The 18,919-nt window shown below is 72.5% G+C and carries 15 protein-coding genes; 8 read left to right on the plus strand and 7 right to left on the minus strand.

Features of this window, described 5'->3' with window-relative positions; genetic code table 11:
- Nucleotides 1-6: 6 nt before the first annotated feature.
- From OHA58_RS06865 to OHA58_RS06880, 4 genes are all read left to right on the plus strand, one after another.
- Nucleotides 7-2,901 carry a glycoside hydrolase family 2 TIM barrel-domain containing protein gene (locus OHA58_RS06865; RefSeq protein WP_405477403.1) on the plus strand — a complete coding sequence of 965 codons (2,895 nt, stop codon included), beginning with the start codon at nt 7-9 and terminating at the stop codon, nt 2,899-2,901.
- 128 nt (nt 2,902-3,029) lie between these two features.
- Nucleotides 3,030-3,950, plus strand: a complete 921-nt coding sequence (locus OHA58_RS06870) for an SAM-dependent methyltransferase (RefSeq protein WP_405477406.1) — start codon at nt 3,030-3,032, stop codon at nt 3,948-3,950.
- Between the two features lie 51 nt (nt 3,951-4,001).
- Nucleotides 4,002-4,916 (plus strand): homocysteine S-methyltransferase, encoded by a 915-nt coding sequence (gene mmuM, locus OHA58_RS06875; protein ID WP_405477407.1) that lies wholly within the window; start codon nt 4,002-4,004, stop codon nt 4,914-4,916.
- A 91-nt stretch (nt 4,917-5,007) separates the two neighbouring features.
- Nucleotides 5,008-5,421: a VOC family protein gene (locus OHA58_RS06880; protein ID WP_405477409.1), complete on the plus strand. Its 414-nt coding sequence runs from the start codon at nt 5,008-5,010 to the stop codon at nt 5,419-5,421.
- 34 nt (nt 5,422-5,455) lie between these two features.
- Here OHA58_RS06880 and OHA58_RS06885 read toward each other — a convergent pair whose 3' ends face one another.
- Nucleotides 5,456-6,640 (minus strand): amidohydrolase, encoded by a 1,185-nt coding sequence (locus OHA58_RS06885; RefSeq protein ID WP_405477411.1) that lies wholly within the window; start codon nt 6,638-6,640, stop codon nt 5,456-5,458.
- Nucleotides 6,637-8,046, minus strand: coding sequence for an MFS transporter (locus OHA58_RS06890; RefSeq protein ID WP_405477413.1), 1,410 nt, complete (start codon nt 8,044-8,046; stop codon nt 6,637-6,639). The genes OHA58_RS06885 and OHA58_RS06890 overlap by 4 nt, the downstream gene beginning before the upstream one ends.
- A 154-nt stretch (nt 8,047-8,200) precedes the next feature.
- Between OHA58_RS06890 and OHA58_RS06895 the strand changes: the two genes are divergently transcribed.
- Complete coding sequence (locus tag OHA58_RS06895) at nt 8,201-9,217, plus strand: Lrp/AsnC family transcriptional regulator (RefSeq protein ID WP_405477415.1); 1,017 nt, start codon at nt 8,201-8,203, stop codon at nt 9,215-9,217.
- 14 nt (nt 9,218-9,231) lie between these two features.
- Here OHA58_RS06895 and OHA58_RS06900 read toward each other — a convergent pair whose 3' ends face one another.
- Together OHA58_RS06900 and OHA58_RS06905 are read right to left on the minus strand one after the other, a co-directional pair.
- Nucleotides 9,232-9,924 (minus strand): DUF6597 domain-containing transcriptional factor, encoded by a 693-nt coding sequence (locus tag OHA58_RS06900; RefSeq protein WP_405484824.1) that lies wholly within the window; start codon nt 9,922-9,924, stop codon nt 9,232-9,234.
- Between the two features lie 49 nt (nt 9,925-9,973).
- Nucleotides 9,974-11,149 carry a YihY/virulence factor BrkB family protein gene (locus OHA58_RS06905; RefSeq protein ID WP_405477417.1) on the minus strand — a complete coding sequence of 392 codons (1,176 nt, stop codon included), beginning with the start codon at nt 11,147-11,149 and terminating at the stop codon, nt 9,974-9,976.
- Between the two features lie 18 nt (nt 11,150-11,167).
- Here OHA58_RS06905 and OHA58_RS06910 point away from each other — a divergent pair, with 18 nt between their 5' ends.
- Both OHA58_RS06910 and OHA58_RS06915 read left to right on the plus strand, forming a co-directional pair.
- Nucleotides 11,168-12,814, plus strand: coding sequence for an acyl-CoA dehydrogenase family protein (locus OHA58_RS06910; protein ID WP_405477419.1), 1,647 nt, complete (start codon nt 11,168-11,170; stop codon nt 12,812-12,814).
- A 333-nt stretch (nt 12,815-13,147) separates the two neighbouring features.
- On the plus strand, nt 13,148-14,428 hold the full coding sequence (locus tag OHA58_RS06915) for a GAF domain-containing protein (protein ID WP_405484826.1): 1,281 nt from the start codon (nt 13,148-13,150) through the stop codon (nt 14,426-14,428).
- A gap of 43 nt (nt 14,429-14,471) precedes the next feature.
- On the opposite strand, the gene OHA58_RS06920 is transcribed toward OHA58_RS06915, so the two are convergent.
- On the minus strand, nt 14,472-15,356 hold the full coding sequence (locus OHA58_RS06920; protein ID WP_405477421.1) for an SIS domain-containing protein: 885 nt from the start codon (nt 15,354-15,356) through the stop codon (nt 14,472-14,474).
- A 230-nt stretch (nt 15,357-15,586) separates the two neighbouring features.
- On the opposite strand from OHA58_RS06920, the gene OHA58_RS06925 reads away from it, so the two are divergent.
- Nucleotides 15,587-16,714 (plus strand): ricin-type beta-trefoil lectin domain protein, encoded by a 1,128-nt coding sequence (locus tag OHA58_RS06925; protein ID WP_405477423.1) that lies wholly within the window; start codon nt 15,587-15,589, stop codon nt 16,712-16,714.
- Between the two features lie 47 nt (nt 16,715-16,761).
- On the opposite strand, the gene OHA58_RS06930 is transcribed toward OHA58_RS06925, so the two are convergent.
- Both OHA58_RS06930 and OHA58_RS06935 read right to left on the minus strand, forming a co-directional pair.
- On the minus strand, nt 16,762-17,547 hold the full coding sequence (locus OHA58_RS06930; RefSeq protein WP_405477425.1) for a DeoR/GlpR family DNA-binding transcription regulator: 786 nt from the start codon (nt 17,545-17,547) through the stop codon (nt 16,762-16,764).
- Between the two features lie 155 nt (nt 17,548-17,702).
- Nucleotides 17,703-18,890, minus strand: a complete 1,188-nt coding sequence (locus tag OHA58_RS06935; protein WP_405477427.1) for a Gfo/Idh/MocA family protein — start codon at nt 18,888-18,890, stop codon at nt 17,703-17,705.
- Nucleotides 18,891-18,919: the final 29 nt, after the last annotated feature.

An 18,919-nucleotide genomic window follows, 5' to 3' on the forward strand; every position in this document is an offset into this window, starting at 1 on the left:
AGAACGATGTCCCTCCCCGAGGTGTCCCTCCCTGAGGAATCCGCACTCCCCTACTACGAGCAGGTGTCCCCCGGGACCGGCGGTGTCGCGCCGCGCTCCTGGTACGCCGCCTCCGACGCCGCGTCCCTGTCCCTGGACGGCCCGTGGCGCTTCCGCCTCTCGGCGACGGCTGACGCGCACGACGAGTCCTTCGCGCGCCCCGGCCACGACGCGTCCGCCTGGACGGATCTGACGGTGCCGGGGCACTGGGTGCTCCAGGGCGAGGGGGCCCACGGGTCACCGGCGTACACGAACACCGTCTACCCGTTCCCCGTCGACCCGCCGCGTGTCCCGACCGAGAACCCGACGGGTGACCATCTGCGCGTCTTCGACCTGCCGGACGACTGGCCGGCGTCGGGGGCGGCCGTGCTGCGCTTCGAGGGGGTCGAGTCGTGTGCGCGGGTCTGGCTGAACGGCGAGGAGCTCGGCGAGTTCAAGGGCTCGCGGCTGCCGCACGAGTTCGCGGTGGAGGGGCTGCTGCGCGCGGAGGGCAACGTCCTGGCCGTACGCGTCCATCAGTGGTCGTCCGGCTCGTACCTGGAGGACCAGGACCAGTGGTGGCTGCCCGGCATCTTCCGTGGGGTCACGCTGCTGCACCGGCCCGATGGTGCGGACGCCGACTTCTTCGTGCACACCGCGTACGACCACCGCACCGGGGAAGGCACGCTGCGGGTCGAGGCGAGCGCGGGAGGGCGCGTGACCGTGCCCGAACTCGGCGTGGATGTCGGGGCGGGTGAGCCGGTGACGCTGCCGGTGGAACCGTGGACGGCCGAGACGCCGCGCCTGTACGCGGGTGAACTGGCCACGCCGGGCGGGGAGATCATCCCCTTCCGCGCCGGTTTCCGTACCGTCGTCGTGGAGGACGGCGTCCTCAAGGTCAATGGGAGGCGGATCCTGTTCCGCGGCGTCAACCGGCACGAGTTCCACCCGGAGCGCGGCCGCGCCGTGGACGAGGAGACGATGCGCCACGACGTCCTCCTCATGAAGCGGCACAACGTCAACGCCGTGCGGACCTCGCACTACCCGCCCCACCCCGCGTTCCTCGACCTGTGCGACGAGTTCGGCCTGTGGGTGATCGACGAGTGCGACCTGGAGACGCACGGCTTCACCCACGAGCGGTGGCAGCGCAATCCGGTCGACGACGAGCGCTGGACCCCGGCGCTCCTCGACCGGGCGGCCCGCATGGTGGAGCGCGACAAGAACCACGCGTCGGTGATCATCTGGTCGCTCGGCAACGAGTGCGGTACGGGTGCGGGCCTGAGCGCGATGGCCGGCTTGATCCGCGACCGCGACCCGTCCCGCCCGCTGCACTACGAGGGCGACCCGTCGTGCGCCGACACCGACGTCTACTCGCGGATGTACGCGGACCACGCCGAGGTCGAGCGCATCGGCCGGTACGAGGACGAGGGCCCCGAGGCGCGCCGCGAACTCCCGTTCATCCTGTGCGAGTACGCGCACGCGATGGGCAACGGACCCGGCGGACTCTCCGAGTACCAGCGCCTGTTCGAGACGTACGACCGGCTCCAGGGCGGGTTCGTCTGGGAGTGGATCGACCACGGCCTCGCGGACGGGCGGTACGGGTACGCGTACGGCGGTGACTTCGGCGAGGAGCTGCACGACGGCAACTTCGTGTGCGACGGGCTCCTCTTCCCCGACCGCACGCCCTCGCCCGGACTCGTCGAGTACAAGAAGGTGATCGAGCCGGTCCTGATCGAGGGCGACGGGACGGCCGGCACGGTCCGTGTCACGAACCGCCACGACTTCGCGGACCTCGGCATGCTCGCCTTCACCTGGTCGTACGAGGTGGACGGCGCGCCGGTGGAGTCGGGCCCGCTTCCCGTGCCGGCGCTCGCGCCCGGCGAGAGCGCGGACGTCAAGCTGCCCGCCCCGCCGGACGCGGCGCGGGGCGCGGAGACGCAGTGGACGGTACGGGCGGCGCTCGTGGACGACACCGCGTGGGCGGACCGGGGCCATGTGGTCGCGTGGGGTCAACTCCCCGTATCGGGACGGCAGTCGGTCGTTCCCGCGAGCGGGGTGTCGCCGGTGCGGGACGCGGACGCCATCGCGCTCGGCCCGGCCGTCTTCGACGCGCGTACGGGCGAGCTGCGGAGCGTAGGACAGGTGCCGGTGACTGGGGTGCGCCTGGACGTGTGGCGGGCGCCGACGGACAACGACAGCGGCGCAGACTGGCAGACGGACCGGCGGTTCGGCCTCCTGTGGCGAGCGGCCGGGCTGCACCGCATGCGGCACCGTCTCGATCAAGTCGCCCTGGAGTCGGGCGCGTTGACGGTACGGACCCGGGTGGCCCCCGCGGCCGGGCAGTTCGCGCTCGGCACGGAGTACCGCTGGACGGCCGACGAGACGGGCCGTCTGACCCTGACGGTCTCGGTGACCCCCGAGGGCGACTGGACGGTGCCGCTCCCCCGCCTGGGCGTCCGCCTCGACCTGCCGTCGTCCGCGACGCACGCGCGCTGGTTCGGCGGCGGCCCCGGCGAGGCCTACCCGGACACGCGTGCCGCGTCGCGGCTCGGCCTGTGGGAGGCGTCCGTCGACGAGCTCCAGACTCCGTACGTGCGCCCGCAGGAGAACGGTGCGCGCGCGGATGTCCGCCGGGTGGAGATCGGCGGCCTGCGGATCTACGGCGAGCCGGAGTTCTGGTTCACGGCCCGCCGCTGGACGAGCGAACACCTCGACGCGGCCTGGCACCGCACGGACCTGGTGGCCGGGGACACGGTGTGGGTGAACCTGGACCACGCCCAGCACGGCATCGGCTCCCAGTCCTGCGGCCCCGGCCCGCTCCCGCAGTACGTGCACGAGGTGGCCCCGGCCACGTTCGCCTTCACGTTCTCGGCGGCGGGCTGAGCCACGGGCGAAGGCCTGTCCCGTACCCGGGAGTTGACGGTACGGGCGGGCCGGAGTCGATCACGAACACATGCTCGTAGGGGCTAGGTTGTTGTCCCTACGACGACCAGCTACGAGGGATGGCCTTCATGGGCGACGACGCTCCCCAGCACGACTCCGCCGAGCAGCTGCACCAGCGGATCGACAGCTCGAAGGCGCACCCGGCGCGGGTGTACGACGTCTTCCTCGGCGGCAAGGACAACTACGCGGCCGACCGGAACGCGGCGGCCGCCGCCCTCGCGGCGAACCCGCGCGGCTACCTCGACGTGCGGCACAACCGCGACTTCATGCGGCGCTCGGTGAACTACCTGACGCGCGAGGCGGGCCTGCGCCAGTTCCTCGACATCGGCACGGGCCTGCCGACGCAGGAGAACGTGCACCAGGTCGCCCAGCGCATCGCCCCCGAGACGCGGATCGTCTACGTGGACAACGACCCCGTCGTCCTCGCGCACGCCCGCGCCCTCCTGGCGAGCGGCCCCCAGGGCGCGACGGCCTACATCGACGCGGACCTGCGCGACCCGGCGAAGATCCTCCAGTACGCCGCGAGCACCATCGACCTGGACGCGCCGGTCGCGCTCGGTCTCGTGGCGATCCTGCACTTCATCGAGGACGCGGAGGCGTACGACATCGTGCGCACGCTGGTGGACGCGCTGCCGGTGGGCAGTGCGCTGTTCCTGAGCCACCTCACCTCCGACCTGAACGCCGAGAAGATCGCCAAGGTGGCCGAGACGTACCACGAGCGCGGCTTCACGTTCGTGCTGCGCTCGGCGGACGAGGTGCGCCGGTTCTTCACGGAGAACGGCCTGGAGATCGTCGAGCCGGGCATCGTGCCCGCCCATCACTGGCGGCCCGACCACGTCGCCGACCATGACACCGACCACGCCGCCGCCGGCCGCGACGAGGCGTACGTGGCGAGCCTCGACCCGATCGAGCAGACGATGTACCGCGACATCAACGACGTCACCGACGACGACATCAACGTGTACGCGGCGGTGGCCTTCAAGCGCTGATCCCGTCCGGGATCCGAAAGGGTCGGCGTCGCTCAGGGTTAGCGTCGTTGTATGACGTCACCTCCTCTTGCCGAAGCCCTCGCCGCGGGGCCCGTCGTCCTGGACGGCGGGCTCTCCAACCAGCTGGAGTCCGCCGGGTACGACCTGGGCGACGAGCTGTGGTCGGCGCGGCTCCTCGCCGAGCGGCCCGAGGCGATCGTGGCCGCGCACCTCGCGTACTACGAGGCGGGGGCCTCGGTGGCGATCACGTCGAGCTACCAGGCGACGTTCGAGGGTTTCGCGCGGCGCGGGGTCTCCCGCGAGCGGGCCGCCGAACTGCTCGCCCTGAGCGTCGAGTTGGCGCGCGAGGCGGCCCGGCGCGCGGAGGCGAAGGGGGTGCCGGGTCCGCTGTGGGTGGCCGCGTCGGCGGGCCCGTACGGGGCAATGCTGGCCGACGGTTCGGAGTACCGGGGCCGCTACGGCCTGACGGTGGCCGAGCTGGAGGCCTTCCACCGGCCCCGGCTCGACGTCCTCGCCGCGGCCGGGCCGGACATGCTCGCCCTGGAGACCGTGCCGGACACCGACGAGGCGCGGGCGCTGCTGCGGGCCGTGCGGGGGCTCGGCGTCCCGGCGTGGTTGTCCTACAGCGTCGCCGGTGACCGCACCCGCGCCGGGCAGCCCCTGGAGGAGGCGTTCGCGCTCGCCGCCGACGCGGACGAGATCGTCGCGGTGGGGGTCAACTGCTGCGCCCCGGAGGACGTCGAACCCGCGGTGGCGCTGGCCGCGCGCGTCACGGGGAAGCCGGTGGTGGCCTATCCCAACAGCGGCGAGTCCTGGGACGCGGGGGCGCGCGGCTGGCGGGGCGCGGCCACGTTCACCGCGGACCGCGTGGCCGGCTGGGAGCGGGCCGGGGCGCGGCTGATCGGGGGGTGCTGCCGCGTGGGCCCTGGCCGGATCGCGGCGCTCGCGGCGGCGGTACGTCGCTGAGCGGCGCGGGTCGGCGACCGGGCGCAGATGCGGCGCGGCGGTGTCCGATTCGTTCAAGACCCGTGCGGGGGCGCGTGCCTACGGTGGGGGCATGACCGAGATCAGCGCACGATTCGACGCCGTGGGCGTCGTCGTCTCCGACATGGCCGCCGCCGTCACGTTCTACCGCCGCCTCGGCCTCGCGTTCCCCGAAGGGGCCGAGGAGCAGCCGCATGCGGAGGCCGTCCTGCCCGGCGGCCTGCGCGTCCTGCTCGACACCGAGGAGACCGTGAAGTCGTTCCACCCGTCCTGGCGGGCGCCCGCCCGTGGCGCCTCCCGGCACGGGCTGGCCTTCGACTGCGGCGACGCGGCCGGGGTGGACGCCGTCTACGAGGAGCTGGTGGCCGCCGGGTACGACGGCGAGCTCAAGCCGTGGGACGCGTTCTGGGGCCAGCGGTACGCCGTGGTCCTCGACCCGGACGGGAACGGGGTCGACCTGTTCGCACCGCTGGCCACCACCTCTTGAGAAGCGTCCGCCCCGCTAGGACGCGTTCACCCCGCTAGGACGCGTTCGCCCGGCGCTTGCGTACCCCGTCGAGCAGCCGGGCGCGCTGTGCCCCGGACGTCGCGAGGTCGACGCCCACGAGGGCGAGGGCGGTCGCCCCGTCGAGCACCGCGAGGTCGGCGCCCGGAGTCTTGCCGTGGGCGGTGAACTCCGGGGTGTGCTGCTTGGCACCGCCCGTGTCGTAGCCGACTGTGGGGTGGATCGAGGGGATGCGCTGCGAGACGTTGCCCATGTCGGTCGACGCCATCGTCTCGCCGTGCAGCGAGGTGACCGTACGGCCCAGCTCACCGGCGGCCCTCGCGTAGGACCGGGTCATCTCCTCGTCCTGGCACAGGTCGGCGAAGTCCCTTCCGTGCGCGCGCACTTCGAGCTCGGCGCCGGTGGCGAGCGCGCCCGCCTCGAAGCACGCCCTGACCCGCTGCCAGGCCTCGGCGAGCTGCTCCACGGTGCGCGCCCTGACCTCGTAGCGGGCGGCGGTGCGGGCCGGGATGACGTTCACGGCCTGGCCGCCGTCGGTGACGATGCCGTGCACGACGACGCCGGGCGGCAGCTGCTGGCGCAGGAGGCCGACGGCGGTCTGGGCGACGGTCATGGCATCGAGCGCGTTGACGCCCTCCCAGGGGGCGAGCGCGGCGTGCGAGGGCCTGCCCCGGTAGGCGAGGTCCCAGGCGCCGATGGCCAGCGAGGAGGCGCCGACGGTGTCGTCGGGGGCGGCGTGCACCATCATCGCGGCGGCGACGTCGTCGAAGATCCCGGCGTCCATGAGGAGCACCTTGCCGCCGATGTCCTCCTCGGCGGGCGTGCCGATCAGCTTGACCGTGACGCCGAGTTCGCCGGCGACGGCGGCGAGGCCGAGCGCGGCGCCGACGGACGCGGCGCCGTTCACGTTGTGCCCGCAGGCGTGGCCGATGCCGGGCAGGGCGTCGTACTCGGCGCAGTACGCGATGACGAGATCGCCGGTGCCGTAGGTGGCGAGCACCGCGGTGGGGAGGTCTCCGGCGCCGCGGGTGACGGTGAAGCCGGCGCTCTCCATGAGGTCGGCGATCCGGGCCGCCGCGCGGTGTTCCTGCAGTGCGGTCTCGGGGTCGTCGTGCAGGGCGTGGCTGAGGGCGACGACCGGCTCTCGCCAGTTCCGTACGGCGCCGGTCACGGTCTTGCGCGCGGTCGGGGTGTCGGTCATGCGAGGTCTCCGGTCGGGGCGAGGTGCGGTACGGGGGTGGTGGCGTCGACGCGGGGCGCGCGGTAGCGCAGGGCGAGGGCCGTTCCGACGACGGCGGCGCAGGCGCACGCGCCCCAGCCCCACAGGTAGCCGGACTCCGCGATGCGCGTGGTGCCGCGCACGGCGTGGGCGGTGAAGAAGCCGCCGATCACTGCGGCGCCGATGGCCGCGCCCAGCGAGAGGGCGAGTTCGTTGAGGCCGACGGCGAGCGCGGTCTCGTGCTCCTCGACGACCTCCGCCGACAGGGTCCGCGTGATCGACTCGAAGAGCCCGGTCGCCAGGCCCACGACGAGGGCGGAGGTCACGTACTGGCCGAGGCTGTCGTGGAAGAGGGCCATGCCCAGGAAGCCGAGCGCGACGAGGAGGCCGCCCGTGGCGAGCACGGCGCGGTCGCCGATGCGCCGGGCGAGGCGCGGCGTCAGCGTGGATCCGGCGAATCCGGCCACGACCATGGCGAGCGAGATCGTGGCGATGGCCTGCGGCCCCATGTCCATGCCGTAGCCGTTCTCGGCCCGTGAGGAGCCGAGGAAGAGGGCGTTGGCGCCGAGGAAGCCGATCGTGCCGAACGAGGCGCAGAACGTGTAGCCGCTGACCACCGCGAGCCGCGGGTTGGCCAGCATGCGGACGCTGACCAGCGGGTTCTCGGACCGGCGCTCGACGGCCACCCAGGCCGCGAGGACGGCGACGGCCACGACGGCGAGCCCGATCGTGCGCGCCGAGCCCCAGCCCCACGTGCTGCCCTGCGCAAGGACGAGGACGAGCGCGATGAGGCCCGCGGTGAGCAGCGCCGCCGCGCCGTAGTGGAAGCGGCCGCCGCGCGGGATGTCGCTGTCCGGCAGTACGAGACCGGCGACGACGGCGAGCACGGCGACGGGGACCGCGGTCCACAGGCCCGCCTCCGCGTGTCCCTCGCTGAGCGCGCCGGCCACGAGCCCGCCGACGCCGATCGCGATGAGCAGGACGCCCACGAGGAGGGAGATCCCGGTGCGGTTCTGCTCGGGGGCGCGGGAGCGGAGGATGCCCACGAGGAGCGGGAAGAAGCCGACGAGGGCGCCCTGGAGGGTGACGCCGACGGCGAGGGTCACGGCGGACGGCCACGCGGCGATCAGGAGCGAGCCGCCCGCCACCATCGCGAGCGCCACCCGCAGCAGCCTGCGGTGTCCGTGCAGGTCACCGAGCCGGGACAGCAGCGGCGTCAGCACGGCGCAGGCGAGCTGGAAGAGCAGGTAGATGTTGTTCTGCCCGACCGTCCCGATGTGCAGGCTCCGGCCGACCTCGGGGAGGAGCGGGGTCAGATAGCCCTGGACGATGCCGCTGAACAGGACGACGACGGCCATCGTCGCGACCATGGCCGGGCCGGAGCTCACCGCTCTGGGTCCGCGTCCCGTTCCCGTTGTGTGTGTGGACACAGCTTCACCTCTGGATCTTCTGGTGGCCGGAACCGAATGTGGTCGCTACTGTGCGGGCCGAGGCACGGACGGCCCCGAATATTCATGGATTCGTACGTACGGAGTGCTTGTGATGCGAGAAACGGTCACCGCCAGCGAGCTCGATCTCGCTCTGGTGAACGCCCTCCAGCTGCGGCCCCGGGCGTCCTGGTCGGAGCTCTCGCCGCTGCTCGGCGTCACCGCGGGCACGCTGGCGCGGCGCTGGGACCGGCTGACGCGGGCGGGGCTCGCCTGGGTGTACGCGGCGCCGGGCCGTGAGTTCACCCGCAACCGCTGCACGGCGTTCGTGCTGCTGCGCTGCCTGCCTCAGGAGCGGTCGCGGCTGCTCGCCCGGCTGAGCGCACTCCCGGAGGCGGTGACGATCGAGGTGACCGCCCCGGGCAGCTCCGACCTGCTGCTCGACGTGCTGGCCCCCGACCTGCCCTCGCTCAGCCGCTTCCTCACGCGGGAGCTGGACCAGCTGCCGGGAATCGTGTCGGTCAGCGCCCTGTTCGCCACGTCGCTCTACGTCGAGGGCAGTCGCTGGCGGCTGCGCTCCCTCGACCCCTCGCAGATGACGGCGCTGGGCACTGCGACGGCGGCGCAGGAGCCGGCGCGCGGGCTCGAACTCGACCCCGTGGACCGGGCCCTGCTCGGCGAACTCGTCCGCGACGGACGCCTCGGCCTCGCCGAACTCGCCGAGCGCACCGACACCAGCCCGCCCACCGTCCGCCGCAGGCTGCGCCGCCTCACGGACTCGGCGGTCCTGACGTTCCGCTGCGACATCGCGTCCGCGCTCGCCGGGCACCCGGTCCCGGTGTCACTGCTCGGCCGGGTCCCCGCGCGGGACATCGGCACCGTCCACCGCACGCTCGCCGCGCTCCCGGAGTGCCGGCTCGTCGCGGCCGTCACGGGTCCCGCGAACATCTTCGCCACGCTGTGGGTGCACGACCTGGGAGACATCCAGCGCCGCGAGACCGCGCTGTGCGCCCGGCTGCCCACGCTCACCGTGACGGACCGCATCGTCGGCCTGCACACCGTCAAGCGCATGGGGCATCTGCTCGACGAGGAGGGGCGCCGGGTCGGGATCGAGCCGATCTCGCCCTGGTAGGCGCGGCGGCCGCGTCAGACGAGGCAGGTCAGCGGGACGCCCGCCAACTCCCTTACGTCGCGCGCCAGATGGGCCTGGTCGGCGTAGCCCGCCCGCGCGGCCGTCTCGGCGAGCGGCACTCCCCCGCGGGCCAGCGCGAGGGCGCGTTGCAGACGCAGGACGCGGGCCAGGGTCTTCGGTCCGTAGCCGAACGCGGCGAGGGAGCGCCGGTGCAGGCTGCGGGCGCCGAGCCCCGCGCTGTCGGCGGTCTCGGCGACGGTGCGGCCCTCGCCGAGCGACGCCACGATGTGCGCGAGGACGGCGTCGGGCGGCCCGGCTCCCCGTTCGAGGGCCACGGCTTCAAGGGCGGCCGCCGGGTCGGGTGCCGCGTCGACGCGTTCGGTCAGGCGCCGCACCTGGTCCGACGGCCACAGGTCGGCGAGGTCGACGCGCCGGTCGCGCAGTTCCTGGGCCGGGACGCCGAGGACGGCGGGCGCGGTGCCGGGGAAGAAGCGGATACCGGCGAACCGGGTGGCGCCGCTGATGCCGGGCCGGTACGCGTGTGTGTCGGGTCCGGCGACGAAGAGGCGTCCCTCGGTCCACAGCAGGTCCATGCAGCCGTCGGGCAGAACGTCCGGTGCGGGGCTTCGGCCGTCGCCGCCCGGGGTGACGGTACGGGTCCACAGGACCGCGCCCGCCACCCTCCGCGCCGCCCGCTCCCGGTACACGTCAGCCACGCCTTCGAGGCTACGCCGCGTCCGCGGGGAGGCCGGCCGGTCAGTTGTGGTCGTGGTGGTCGCGGTCGTGCTGGTTGGGGTCCTGCGGATGGTCGCCGTTCTTGCGCACGTGCGCGCGCAGGCGGGACGACACGTCGTCCGGGGGCAGGAACTTCGACCAGCGCTCGGGGAACTCGGACGGCATGTCCGGGTCGTCGGCGTCGTCGGTACCTCTGTGCCCCTCGCGGGCGGCGGAGCGGGCGATGTACTCCGCGGCCTGCGCGGTCCGCCACCGCTCGTTGGCGGCGCGGGCGGCCGAGGTCGCGACGGACGGCCAGACCCGGTCGATCGCCGCGTTCACCGCGGCGCCGACGAGCACCGCGAACGCCGATACGCCGATCCACAGGAGCACGGCGACGGGCGCGGCCAGGGACCCGTAGATGGTGGGGCCCTCGATGGTGCTGGTGATGTAGAGGCGGAGCAGGAAGCTGCCCGGCACCCACATCGCGAGGGCCACGAGCGCGCCGGGCACGTCCTCGATCCACGGCGAACGCACGGGCACGGACACGTGGTACAGCGTCGTCAGGAAGACCACGGACAGGAGGAGGACGACGGGCCAGTACAGGACCTGGACCACGGTCTCCGACCACGGGACCAGGGCGATCACCGCGTCCGGGCCGGCGATCATCAGCGGCAGCGCGACCGAGCCGACGATCAGCGCGACGAGGAACAGCAGGAAGGCGAGCAGCCGGGTCTTGACGATGCCGCGCACACCGTCGAGCCCGTACATGACCGTCACCGTGTCGACGAACGTGGACACGGCGCGCGAGCCCGACCACAGCGAGAACAGGAAGCCGATGGAGATGACGTCCGGGCGGCCCTTCATCGCGTCGTCGAGGATCGGCCGGGCGATCCCCTTCACACCCTCGTCGGTCAGGACGGTGCGCGACGCCTCCAGGATGTTGTCGCGGACGCCCGCGATCGTGTGGGCGCCGGTCCAGGTGTCGACGTAGGCGAGCAGCCCGATCAGGGAGAGGAGCAGCGGGGGCACGGACAGGAGCGTGAAGAACGCCGCCTCGGCCGCGAGCCCCAGGATGCGGTACTCCATGCACGAGTTGACGGTGTCCTTGAGCAGCAGCCAGGCGGTCCTGCGCTTGGAGACGTTGCGATAGAGGGCGCGGGCCCGGTGGAGTCGGCCTCTGCGTGGCCGATCGGGTGTTTCTTTTGCCTGGTGCACGTCCTTACCGTATCTGTCATGGCAGCCACCACCCACGCAGTGACCAACCAGGCTCCGCCCCTGGTGGGATATGACGTTTTTGCCGCGGACAGGGCCCTCACCGAGGGGGTCGAACGGCATCTGGAGCCCTCGCTCACGGCCGAGGTCCGCGAGGAACTCGGCGGCCTCGGCCGTGCCGCCGGTTCCGTCCAGGCGCAGGAGTGGGGCGTGCTCGCGAACGGGAATCCGCCGACGCTGCACACTCACGACCGCTACGGGCACCGCATCGACGAGGTCGAGTTCCATCCGGCCTGGCACCGGCTCATGGCCAAGGGCGTCTCGGCCGGACTCACGTCGGCCTGGTCGCGGCCCGGCGGCCATCTGCGGCGCGCGGCCGCGTTCCTGGTGTGGAGCCAGGTCGAGGCGGGCCACACCTGCCCGCTGTCGATGACGCACGCGGCGGTGCCCGCGCTGCGGGCCGACCCCGCGCTGGCCGCCGAGTGGGAGCCCCGGCTGACGTCGACGGTGTACGACGCGGGGCTGCGGCCCGCCGCCGCGAAGGCGGGCGTCGTGTTCGGGATGGGCATGACGGAGAAGCAGGGCGGCAGCGACGTCCGCGCGAACACGACTCGGGCGACGCCGCTCGCCGAGGACGGCACGTACGAGCTGACCGGGCACAAGTGGTTCTGTTCGGCGCCCATGTCGGACGGGTTCCTCGTCCTAGCGCAGGCGCCGGAGGGACTCACGTGTTTCCTGCTGCCGCGCGTCCTGGAGGACGGCACGCGCAACCCGTTCGCGATCCAGCGGCTCAAGGACAAGCTGGGCAACCGGTCGAACGCGTCGGCCGAGGTCGAGTTCGACGGGACGTGGGCGCGCCGGGTCGGGGACGAGGGACGCGGGGTGCGCACCATCATCGAGATGGTCGCCGCCACGCGCCTGGACTGTGTGCTCGGTTCGGCCGCGATCATGCGCCAGGCCGTCGCGCAGGCGATCCACCACTGCACGTACCGCGAGGCGTTCGGCGGCAAGCTCATCGACAAGCCGCTGATGCGCAACGTGCTGGCCGACCTGGCGCTGGAGTCGGAGGCCGCGACGACGCTGGCGCTGCGGCTCGCGGCGGCCCAGGACGCCGTGCAGGACACCGGGTCGGAGCAGGAGCGGGCGTTCCTGCGGATCGCGGTGCCGGCCGCCAAGTACTGGGTGACGAAGCGGTGTACGCCCATGGCGGCGGAGGCCCTGGAGTGCCTGGGCGGGAACGGTTACGTGGAGGAGTCCGGCATGCCGCGGCTGCTGCGCGAGTCGCCGCTCAACTCGATCTGGGAGGGGTCCGGCAATGTGCAGGCGCTCGACGTGCTGCGGGCGTTGCAGCGCGAGCCGCAGGCGCTCAACGCGTTCCTCCAGGAGGTCGGCAGGGCGCGCGGCGCCGATCACCGCCTCGACGGCGCGATCAAGGACCTGCTGACCGAACTCGCCGACCTGGAGGGCATCGAGGCACGGGGGCGCCGGGTCGTGGAGCGGATCGCTCTCGTGCTCCAGGGTTCGCTGCTGGTGCGTCACGCGCCGCCGGAGGTCGCGGACGCGTTCTGCGCCTCGCGGCTCGGCGGGGACTGGGGTGCGGCGTTCGGCACGCTGCCGCACAGTCTGGACCTGCGGTCGGTCGTCGAGCGGGCGCGCCCTGTGAGCTGAGCGACCGGCCGGGCGGAGGTCACGGGGTGACGACTGAGGTCACAGGCCTTGACCCCTGAGGTCACGGGGGTGATGCTGCGCCGACACGGCATCACCCCCGCCTTTCAGGCCCCTTGAGGAGCTCCCGCGCCGCCGGAGCGGCACGGTTTCAGCTTCGACCGACGTACGGCTGTTCGCCAGAGTTGCAGAGGGTTGCAACTGTCGCGCCCGCCTTTCCGCCCCACAAGGGCCGGTGAAGCGGCACGATGAGCACACGTCCCCACGCACTGGTCTGTTCCAGGAGGACCCGTGACGCAGAAGAACTCGACCGTCGATCTCGGCCGGCTGTCCACCATGGACTGCTCCCTGGCCGCGCGGCTCCTGAAAGGTGTCCGCGCCGCGACCCTGTCGGGGCAGCGGCCGCAGATCCTGCCGCGCCCGGTGATCGGCGAGTCCTGGAACCGCATGCTCCGCAGCGGGGTCGACCCGGACCGTGATGTGCGCTCGGGCCTGCTGAGCGTGGAGGAGATAGAGGAGCGCCGCCAGTCGTCCGTGCTCCTGGAGGTCCTGCCGGTGCTGCGCGAGGCGCTGGTCACCGTCGCGGACGCGGCGCAGCACATCATGGTCGTGTCCGACGCGGAGGGGCGCGTCCTGTGGCGCGAGGGCAACGCGGCGGTGCTGCACAAGGCCGACCGGCTCGGCTTCGAACTGGGCGCGGACTGGGCCGAGGAGACCGTCGGGACGAACGGGGTGGGCACACCGCTCGTGACGCGGCGCCCGGTGCAGGTCTTCTCCGCCGAGCACTTCGTGGTGTCGCAGCACACGTGGACGTGCACGGGGGCGCCGATCACGGACCCGCGCGACGGGCAGCTGATCGGCGTCGTCGATGTGAGCGGCCCGCTGGAGACGATGCACCCGGCGACGCTGTCGCTCGTCGGGACGGTCGCGCAGCTGGCGGAGGCGCGGCTGCGGGAGCATCATGCGGCGGCCCTCGACCGGTTGCGGGCGGTCGCGGCTCCGGTCCTCGCGCGGATCGGCGGCCGGGCGGTCGCGGTGGACGTCCAGGGCTGGACGGCGGCGGTGACGGGGATGCAGCCGGTGGACCGGATCGCGCTGCCCAAGTCGCTGTCCGAGCTCTCGGAACTCTCGGACGGGCGGGCCTGGGTGCCGACGCTGGGAATGTGCGCGGTGGCGCCGCTGCCGGGCGGCTGGCTGCTGCGGCCCGACGGCCCGGACGGGGCGGCGGCCGAGCCGCTCGGCGGCACCCGTGTCGTCCTGGACGTGAGCAGGCCCCGGCGCTGGTCGGTCACGGTGACGGACGGCACGCGGTCCTGGACGCACGAGCTGAGCCCGCGCCACGCCGAACTCCTCTATCTGCTGGCCCTGCACCGCCCCGGCGGGCGCAGCGCGTCGGGCCTCGCACAGGACATGTTCGGCGATCCGACGCGCACGGTGACGGTGCGCGCCGAGATGTCGCGCGTACGCCGCTATCTCGGCAGCCTGCTCGGGCACCGCCCGTACCGCTTCCACGAGGAGGCGGAGCTGGAGGTGGTGCTCCCGCAGAGCCCGGCGGACCTGCTGCCGCACTCGGTGGCGCCCGGCGTGCTGAGATCACGGTCGGCGCCGGCGCACTGACCCCGCCCCCACAACAGCGGTTTCCTCAGGCGGAGTTGACCCTTCAGACCCGGGCGAGGATCACCGAGCGCGTGAGGTGGCGGGGCCGGTCCGGGTTGCGGCCGCCGGCCACCGCGACCGCCACCGCGAGGCGCTGCGTCCGTACCAGTTCGGCCAGCGGGTCGAGGCCGCCGGCCACCCACATGCCGCCCGTGGCGTGCACCTCGTCGGCGAGGCCGGCGGGCGCCTCGCCGAGCATCCACGTGACCGTGCCGCGGGTCGAGACGCTGATCGGGCCGTGCCGGTACTCCAGGGCCGGATGTGCGCCGGTCCAAGGGAGTTGGCTCTCGCGCATCTTGTGGGCCGCCTCGCCCGCGAGCCCCACGGTCCAGCCCCGGCCGAGGAACGTGAACTGTGTGCAGCCGACGAGCCACGGGGGCAACGGCTCGGCGAGCGCGTCGTGCGCGTCGTCCACGACATCCTGCGAGTGCAGCCCGAAGTGGGTGCGCAGCAGGGTGAGGGCCGAGGTCGGGAAGCGGGTCTGCACGACGGACTTCTCGTCGGCGAAGTCGAGTGCGAGCACGTCGTCGGCGGCCGAGGCCACCGGGGTCGCGGCGTCCGTGGTGATCACGGTGGTCCTGACGCGTCCGCGCAGCCCGGCGAGGAGGCGGAGCACCTCGGTGGTGGCGCCCGAGCGGGTCAGGGCGACGACCCGGTCGTAGTGGCGTCCGGCCGGGAACTCCGAGGCCGCGTGGGCGTGGGTCTCGCCGTGGCTGGCGTCCTCGCGCAGCGCGGCGGCGGCCTGCGCCATGAAGAGCGAGGTGCCGCAGCCGACGATCGCGACCCGCTCACCCGGTTCGGGAAGCAACGACTTCCGGCTCAGGGCCAGTTCGGCCGCCCGGCCCCAGCACTCGGGCTGGCTGTGCAGCTCGTTCTCGATATGGCTCATGGCGCACCCTCACATCCCAGCACATGCTTGGTTGTGCAAGTTATAGCGCGTTTTCAAGCATTTGAGATCAGCCAACCCCGCCGAACTCCGCCGAGAGTCCATGTACGCGCTCCAGAAGTCCATGCCCTTGCCCACCCACCGCGGCCACTCTCTTGTCGAGCACGAGCACAAGAACGAGCACGAGCACACGTCTGCAAGCACCTCCCTCCCCCACCGTTCAGGAGGAACCTGTGCGTCGCTTCAGATCGATCAGATCCGTCTGTGTGACCGCCGTCGTCGCGGTCGCCGCCACTCTGGGCCTGTCCGCGCCGGCCCAGGCCGCCGGGCAGACCCCCGGCACCTACACCAACTACGGCTTCCCGTCCGGCACGACGGCCCTCACCGAGGCCACGTGGGGTACGACGGTCGAGGCGGACCCGGGCCGCGGAAACGTCTACTGGGCCCACCAGTTCGACTTCACCAACAGCGTCGGCGGCTACGTCGGCCAGCAGCGTTGGCGCACCGGCACCGGCATGTTCCTGTTCTCCCTGTGGGGCTCGACGGCGGCGAAGGCGGGCTCGGCCGGTACGTACTGCCAGACCTTCGACGAGTCGGGCACCGGGTACACGTGCCGCTACAACCAGGCGTTCACGGCGGGACACCACTACACGTACCGCATCTCCCCCGACACGACCGACGGCTGGTACAAGGCGACGATCTCCGATGTCACGGCCGGCACGTCCTTCGTCCTGGGCAGCCTCCAGGTCGGCTCGGGCGCCCGGATCAGCGCGGGCGGCATGGTCGACTGGGTCGAGTACTTCGACTGGAACAGCAACTCGGCGACCTGTGAGGACGAGCCCTACTCACGGGCCCGCTTCGACCTCCCCAAGGGCACGTCGACGGGCGGCTCCGCCGTCACCGCCTCCGTCAGCTCGACATCCACGAGCAGCACCTGCACCCAGTACGCCAAGGTCACCCAGGTCTCCGGCGGCAGCGTGCACGACGACGCGACCGGCAACTCGGCCTCCGGCGACATCACCGGCATCGGCGGCAAGTGCGCCGACATCACCGGCGGCAGCAGCACCGACGGCACCCCGCTGGAGCTGTGGACCTGCACCGGCGGCAACAACCAGAACTGGGTCCTCGCCCACGACGGCACCGTGCGCGCGCTCTACAAGTGCATGACGGTGAGCGGGAGTTCGGTGCAGCTGTCCACGTGCAACGGCTCGGCCGCGCAGCAGTGGCAGCGCTCCGGGGACACCCTCCTCAACCAGGGCAAGTGCCTGGACGCCGAGGGCGGCGCGAGCGCGGACGGCACGAAGCTGATCACTTACACGTGCTCGGGCGGCGCCAACCAGCGCTGGACGACGCCCAGTTGATGCAGACGTGACCGGGCGCCGCCACAACAGGCCCTACGGGCGCCCGGTCACACGCAGATGACTTCGATGCCCTGCGCCGTGATCTCCTCGACGAGCGCCTCGGGGGCGTCCTTGTCCGTCACCAGGATCGACACCGCGTTCAGCGCGCACACCTGGGCGAACGCCCGGCGGCCCAGCTTCGAGGAGTCGGCCACCACGATGACCGTGCCCGCGCGTTCGGCGAGCGAGCGGTTCGCGCTGGCCTCCGACTCGTCGTGGGTGGCCGCGCCGAAGTGCGGGTGGACCGCGTCCACGCCGAGGACCGTGTAGTCGAGGGCGAGGCTCTGCAGGACGGACGTGACGAGCGGGCCGACGAGTTCGTACGAGCTCGGCCGGGCCACGCCGCCCGTGACGACGATCTTCACGTGGGGGCGGATCGCCAGCTCGTTGGCGATGTTGATCGCGTTGGTGACGACGGTGAGCGCGATGCCGCCGGACGTGCCGCCCGGGTCGGTGCGGACGGCCAGTTCCCTGGCGACCTCGGAGGTCGTGGTGCCGCCGTTGATGCCGACGACGGAGCCCGACGGGACGAGTTCGGCGACCGCCTTCGCGATCCGCTGCTTCTCGTCCGCCTTGCGGGCCGTCTTGTAGCGCAGCGGCAGGTCGTAGGCGACGGAACTCACCACGGCCCCGCCGCGCGTGCGGGTCAGCAGGGACTGCCGGGCCAGTTCGTCCATGTCGCGCCGGATCGTGGCGGAGGAACAGCCCAGTCGCTCGGCCGCCTCCGTGACATCGAGATGACCCTCATTGCCGAGAATTTCCAGCAGTTGGGTCCATCGGGCGTGTGCGCCCACTTGTTCCTCCTCGCGACGCGCGTAGCGTAACCCGCGCCGTTCTCCGCATCCAGACGTGATCATCCGCGCACTTACACGTGACCGTCTGTGTGCGCACGCAGGCGTGGGCGGGCCCGCCCCCTCCGACGGGCCCGCCCACGCCTGCGCTGTGGCTGCTACTCCCCTGCTTCGCGCGGCGGTTGCCCGCCGTCGAAGTACGCGAGAAGTTCCGGCTCGAGCTCCGGGACGTCGTACGGCATGCCCCCCTCGCGCAGCGAGCGGGTGGCGAGCGCACCGGCGGCGACGCTCATCCGGGCCGCGACGGGCGACGTGTCGGTGACGCCGCCCTCGCGCACGAAGCGGCAGAACTCGCCGATGATGCGCTCGTCGGCGCCGCCGTGCGAGCCGGTCGCCTCGGGCACGCGGTACACGATGTCGGCGTCCTTGCGGTAGCCGGTCGGGCCCGTGTTCCAGACCCGGACCTCGTCGCCGGGGCTGTCCCCGAAGTTCTCGAGGCGGCCCTCGGTGCCGATGACCGTGTAGTTGCGGAAGTAGTCGGGGCTGAAGTGGCACTGCTGGTAGGCGGCGATGACGCCGTTGTCCAGCTGCATGTTCATCACCGACACGTCCTCGACGTCCACGACGTGGTGCAGGTCGTGGCGCTCCGTCGGCGGCCAGTCGAACTCCTTCAGCCAGCCGTCGGGGCGCGGGGTGTCCGGCTCGCGGCGCGGCAGGTCCCCGTAGACCATGAGGTCGCCGAGGGCGTTGACGCGCTTGGTGTAGCCGCCGGCCAGCCAGTGCACCACGTCGAGGTCGTGCGCGGCCTTCTGGAGCAGGAGGCCCGTGGTGCGGGTGCGGTCGGCGTGCCAGTCCTTGAAGTAGTAGTCACCGCCGTACGAGACGAAGTGCCGTACCCACACGGTCTTCACCTCGCCGATGTCGCCGCGCGCGATGATGTCGCGCATGAGGCGCACGACGCCCATGTGGCGCATGTTGTGGCCGACGTAGAGGCGGGTGCCGGTCTTGTACGCGGTGCGCAGGATGGTGTCGCACTGCTCGACCGAGATGCCGAGCGGCTTCTCGACGTAGGCCGGCTTGCCCGCTTCGAGCGCCTCGCAGGCGATGGCTTCATGGGTGTCGTCGGGGGTGGCGACGATGACGGCGTCGATCGAGGGGTCGTCGAGGAGCCTTCGGTAGTCGTCGACGGCGACCGCGCCCTCGTACAACTCCGGTACCTTCGCCCGGATCTGCGGGTCGAGGTCGGCCACCGCCGCCACGACCGACCCCTTGCCGGGGCGGTGCGCGGCGGTCGCCAGGTTCCGTCGCAGTCCGAGCCCGATGACTCCGATGCGCAGGTCTTCCACGTGCGGGTGTCCTGTTCTGTGTGCAATAC

Source organism: Streptomyces sp. NBC_00009 (genome assembly GCF_045040855.1).
Lineage (GTDB): Bacteria > Actinomycetota > Actinomycetes > Streptomycetales > Streptomycetaceae > Streptomyces > Streptomyces aureus.

Bases quoted from the DNA above. Each gene is read 5' to 3' on its own strand.
- OHA58_RS06865 (WP_405477403.1), top strand. From the start codon at position 7: ATGTCCCTCCCCGAGGTGTCCCTCCCTGAGGAATCCGCACTCCCCTAC.
- OHA58_RS06870 (WP_405477406.1), top strand. From the start codon at position 3,030: ATGGGCGACGACGCTCCCCAGCACGACTCCGCCGAGCAGCTGCACCAG.
- mmuM (WP_405477407.1), top strand. From the start codon at position 4,002: ATGACGTCACCTCCTCTTGCCGAAGCCCTCGCCGCGGGGCCCGTCGTC.
- OHA58_RS06880 (WP_405477409.1), top strand. From the start codon at position 5,008: ATGACCGAGATCAGCGCACGATTCGACGCCGTGGGCGTCGTCGTCTCC.
- OHA58_RS06885 (WP_405477411.1), bottom strand. From the start codon at position 6,640: ATGACCGACACCCCGACCGCGCGCAAGACCGTGACCGGCGCCGTACGG.
- OHA58_RS06895 (WP_405477415.1), top strand. From the start codon at position 8,201: ATGCGAGAAACGGTCACCGCCAGCGAGCTCGATCTCGCTCTGGTGAAC.
- OHA58_RS06910 (WP_405477419.1), top strand. From the start codon at position 11,168: ATGGCAGCCACCACCCACGCAGTGACCAACCAGGCTCCGCCCCTGGTG.
- OHA58_RS06915 (WP_405484826.1), top strand. From the start codon at position 13,148: ATGGACTGCTCCCTGGCCGCGCGGCTCCTGAAAGGTGTCCGCGCCGCG.
- OHA58_RS06920 (WP_405477421.1), bottom strand. From the start codon at position 15,356: ATGAGCCATATCGAGAACGAGCTGCACAGCCAGCCCGAGTGCTGGGGC.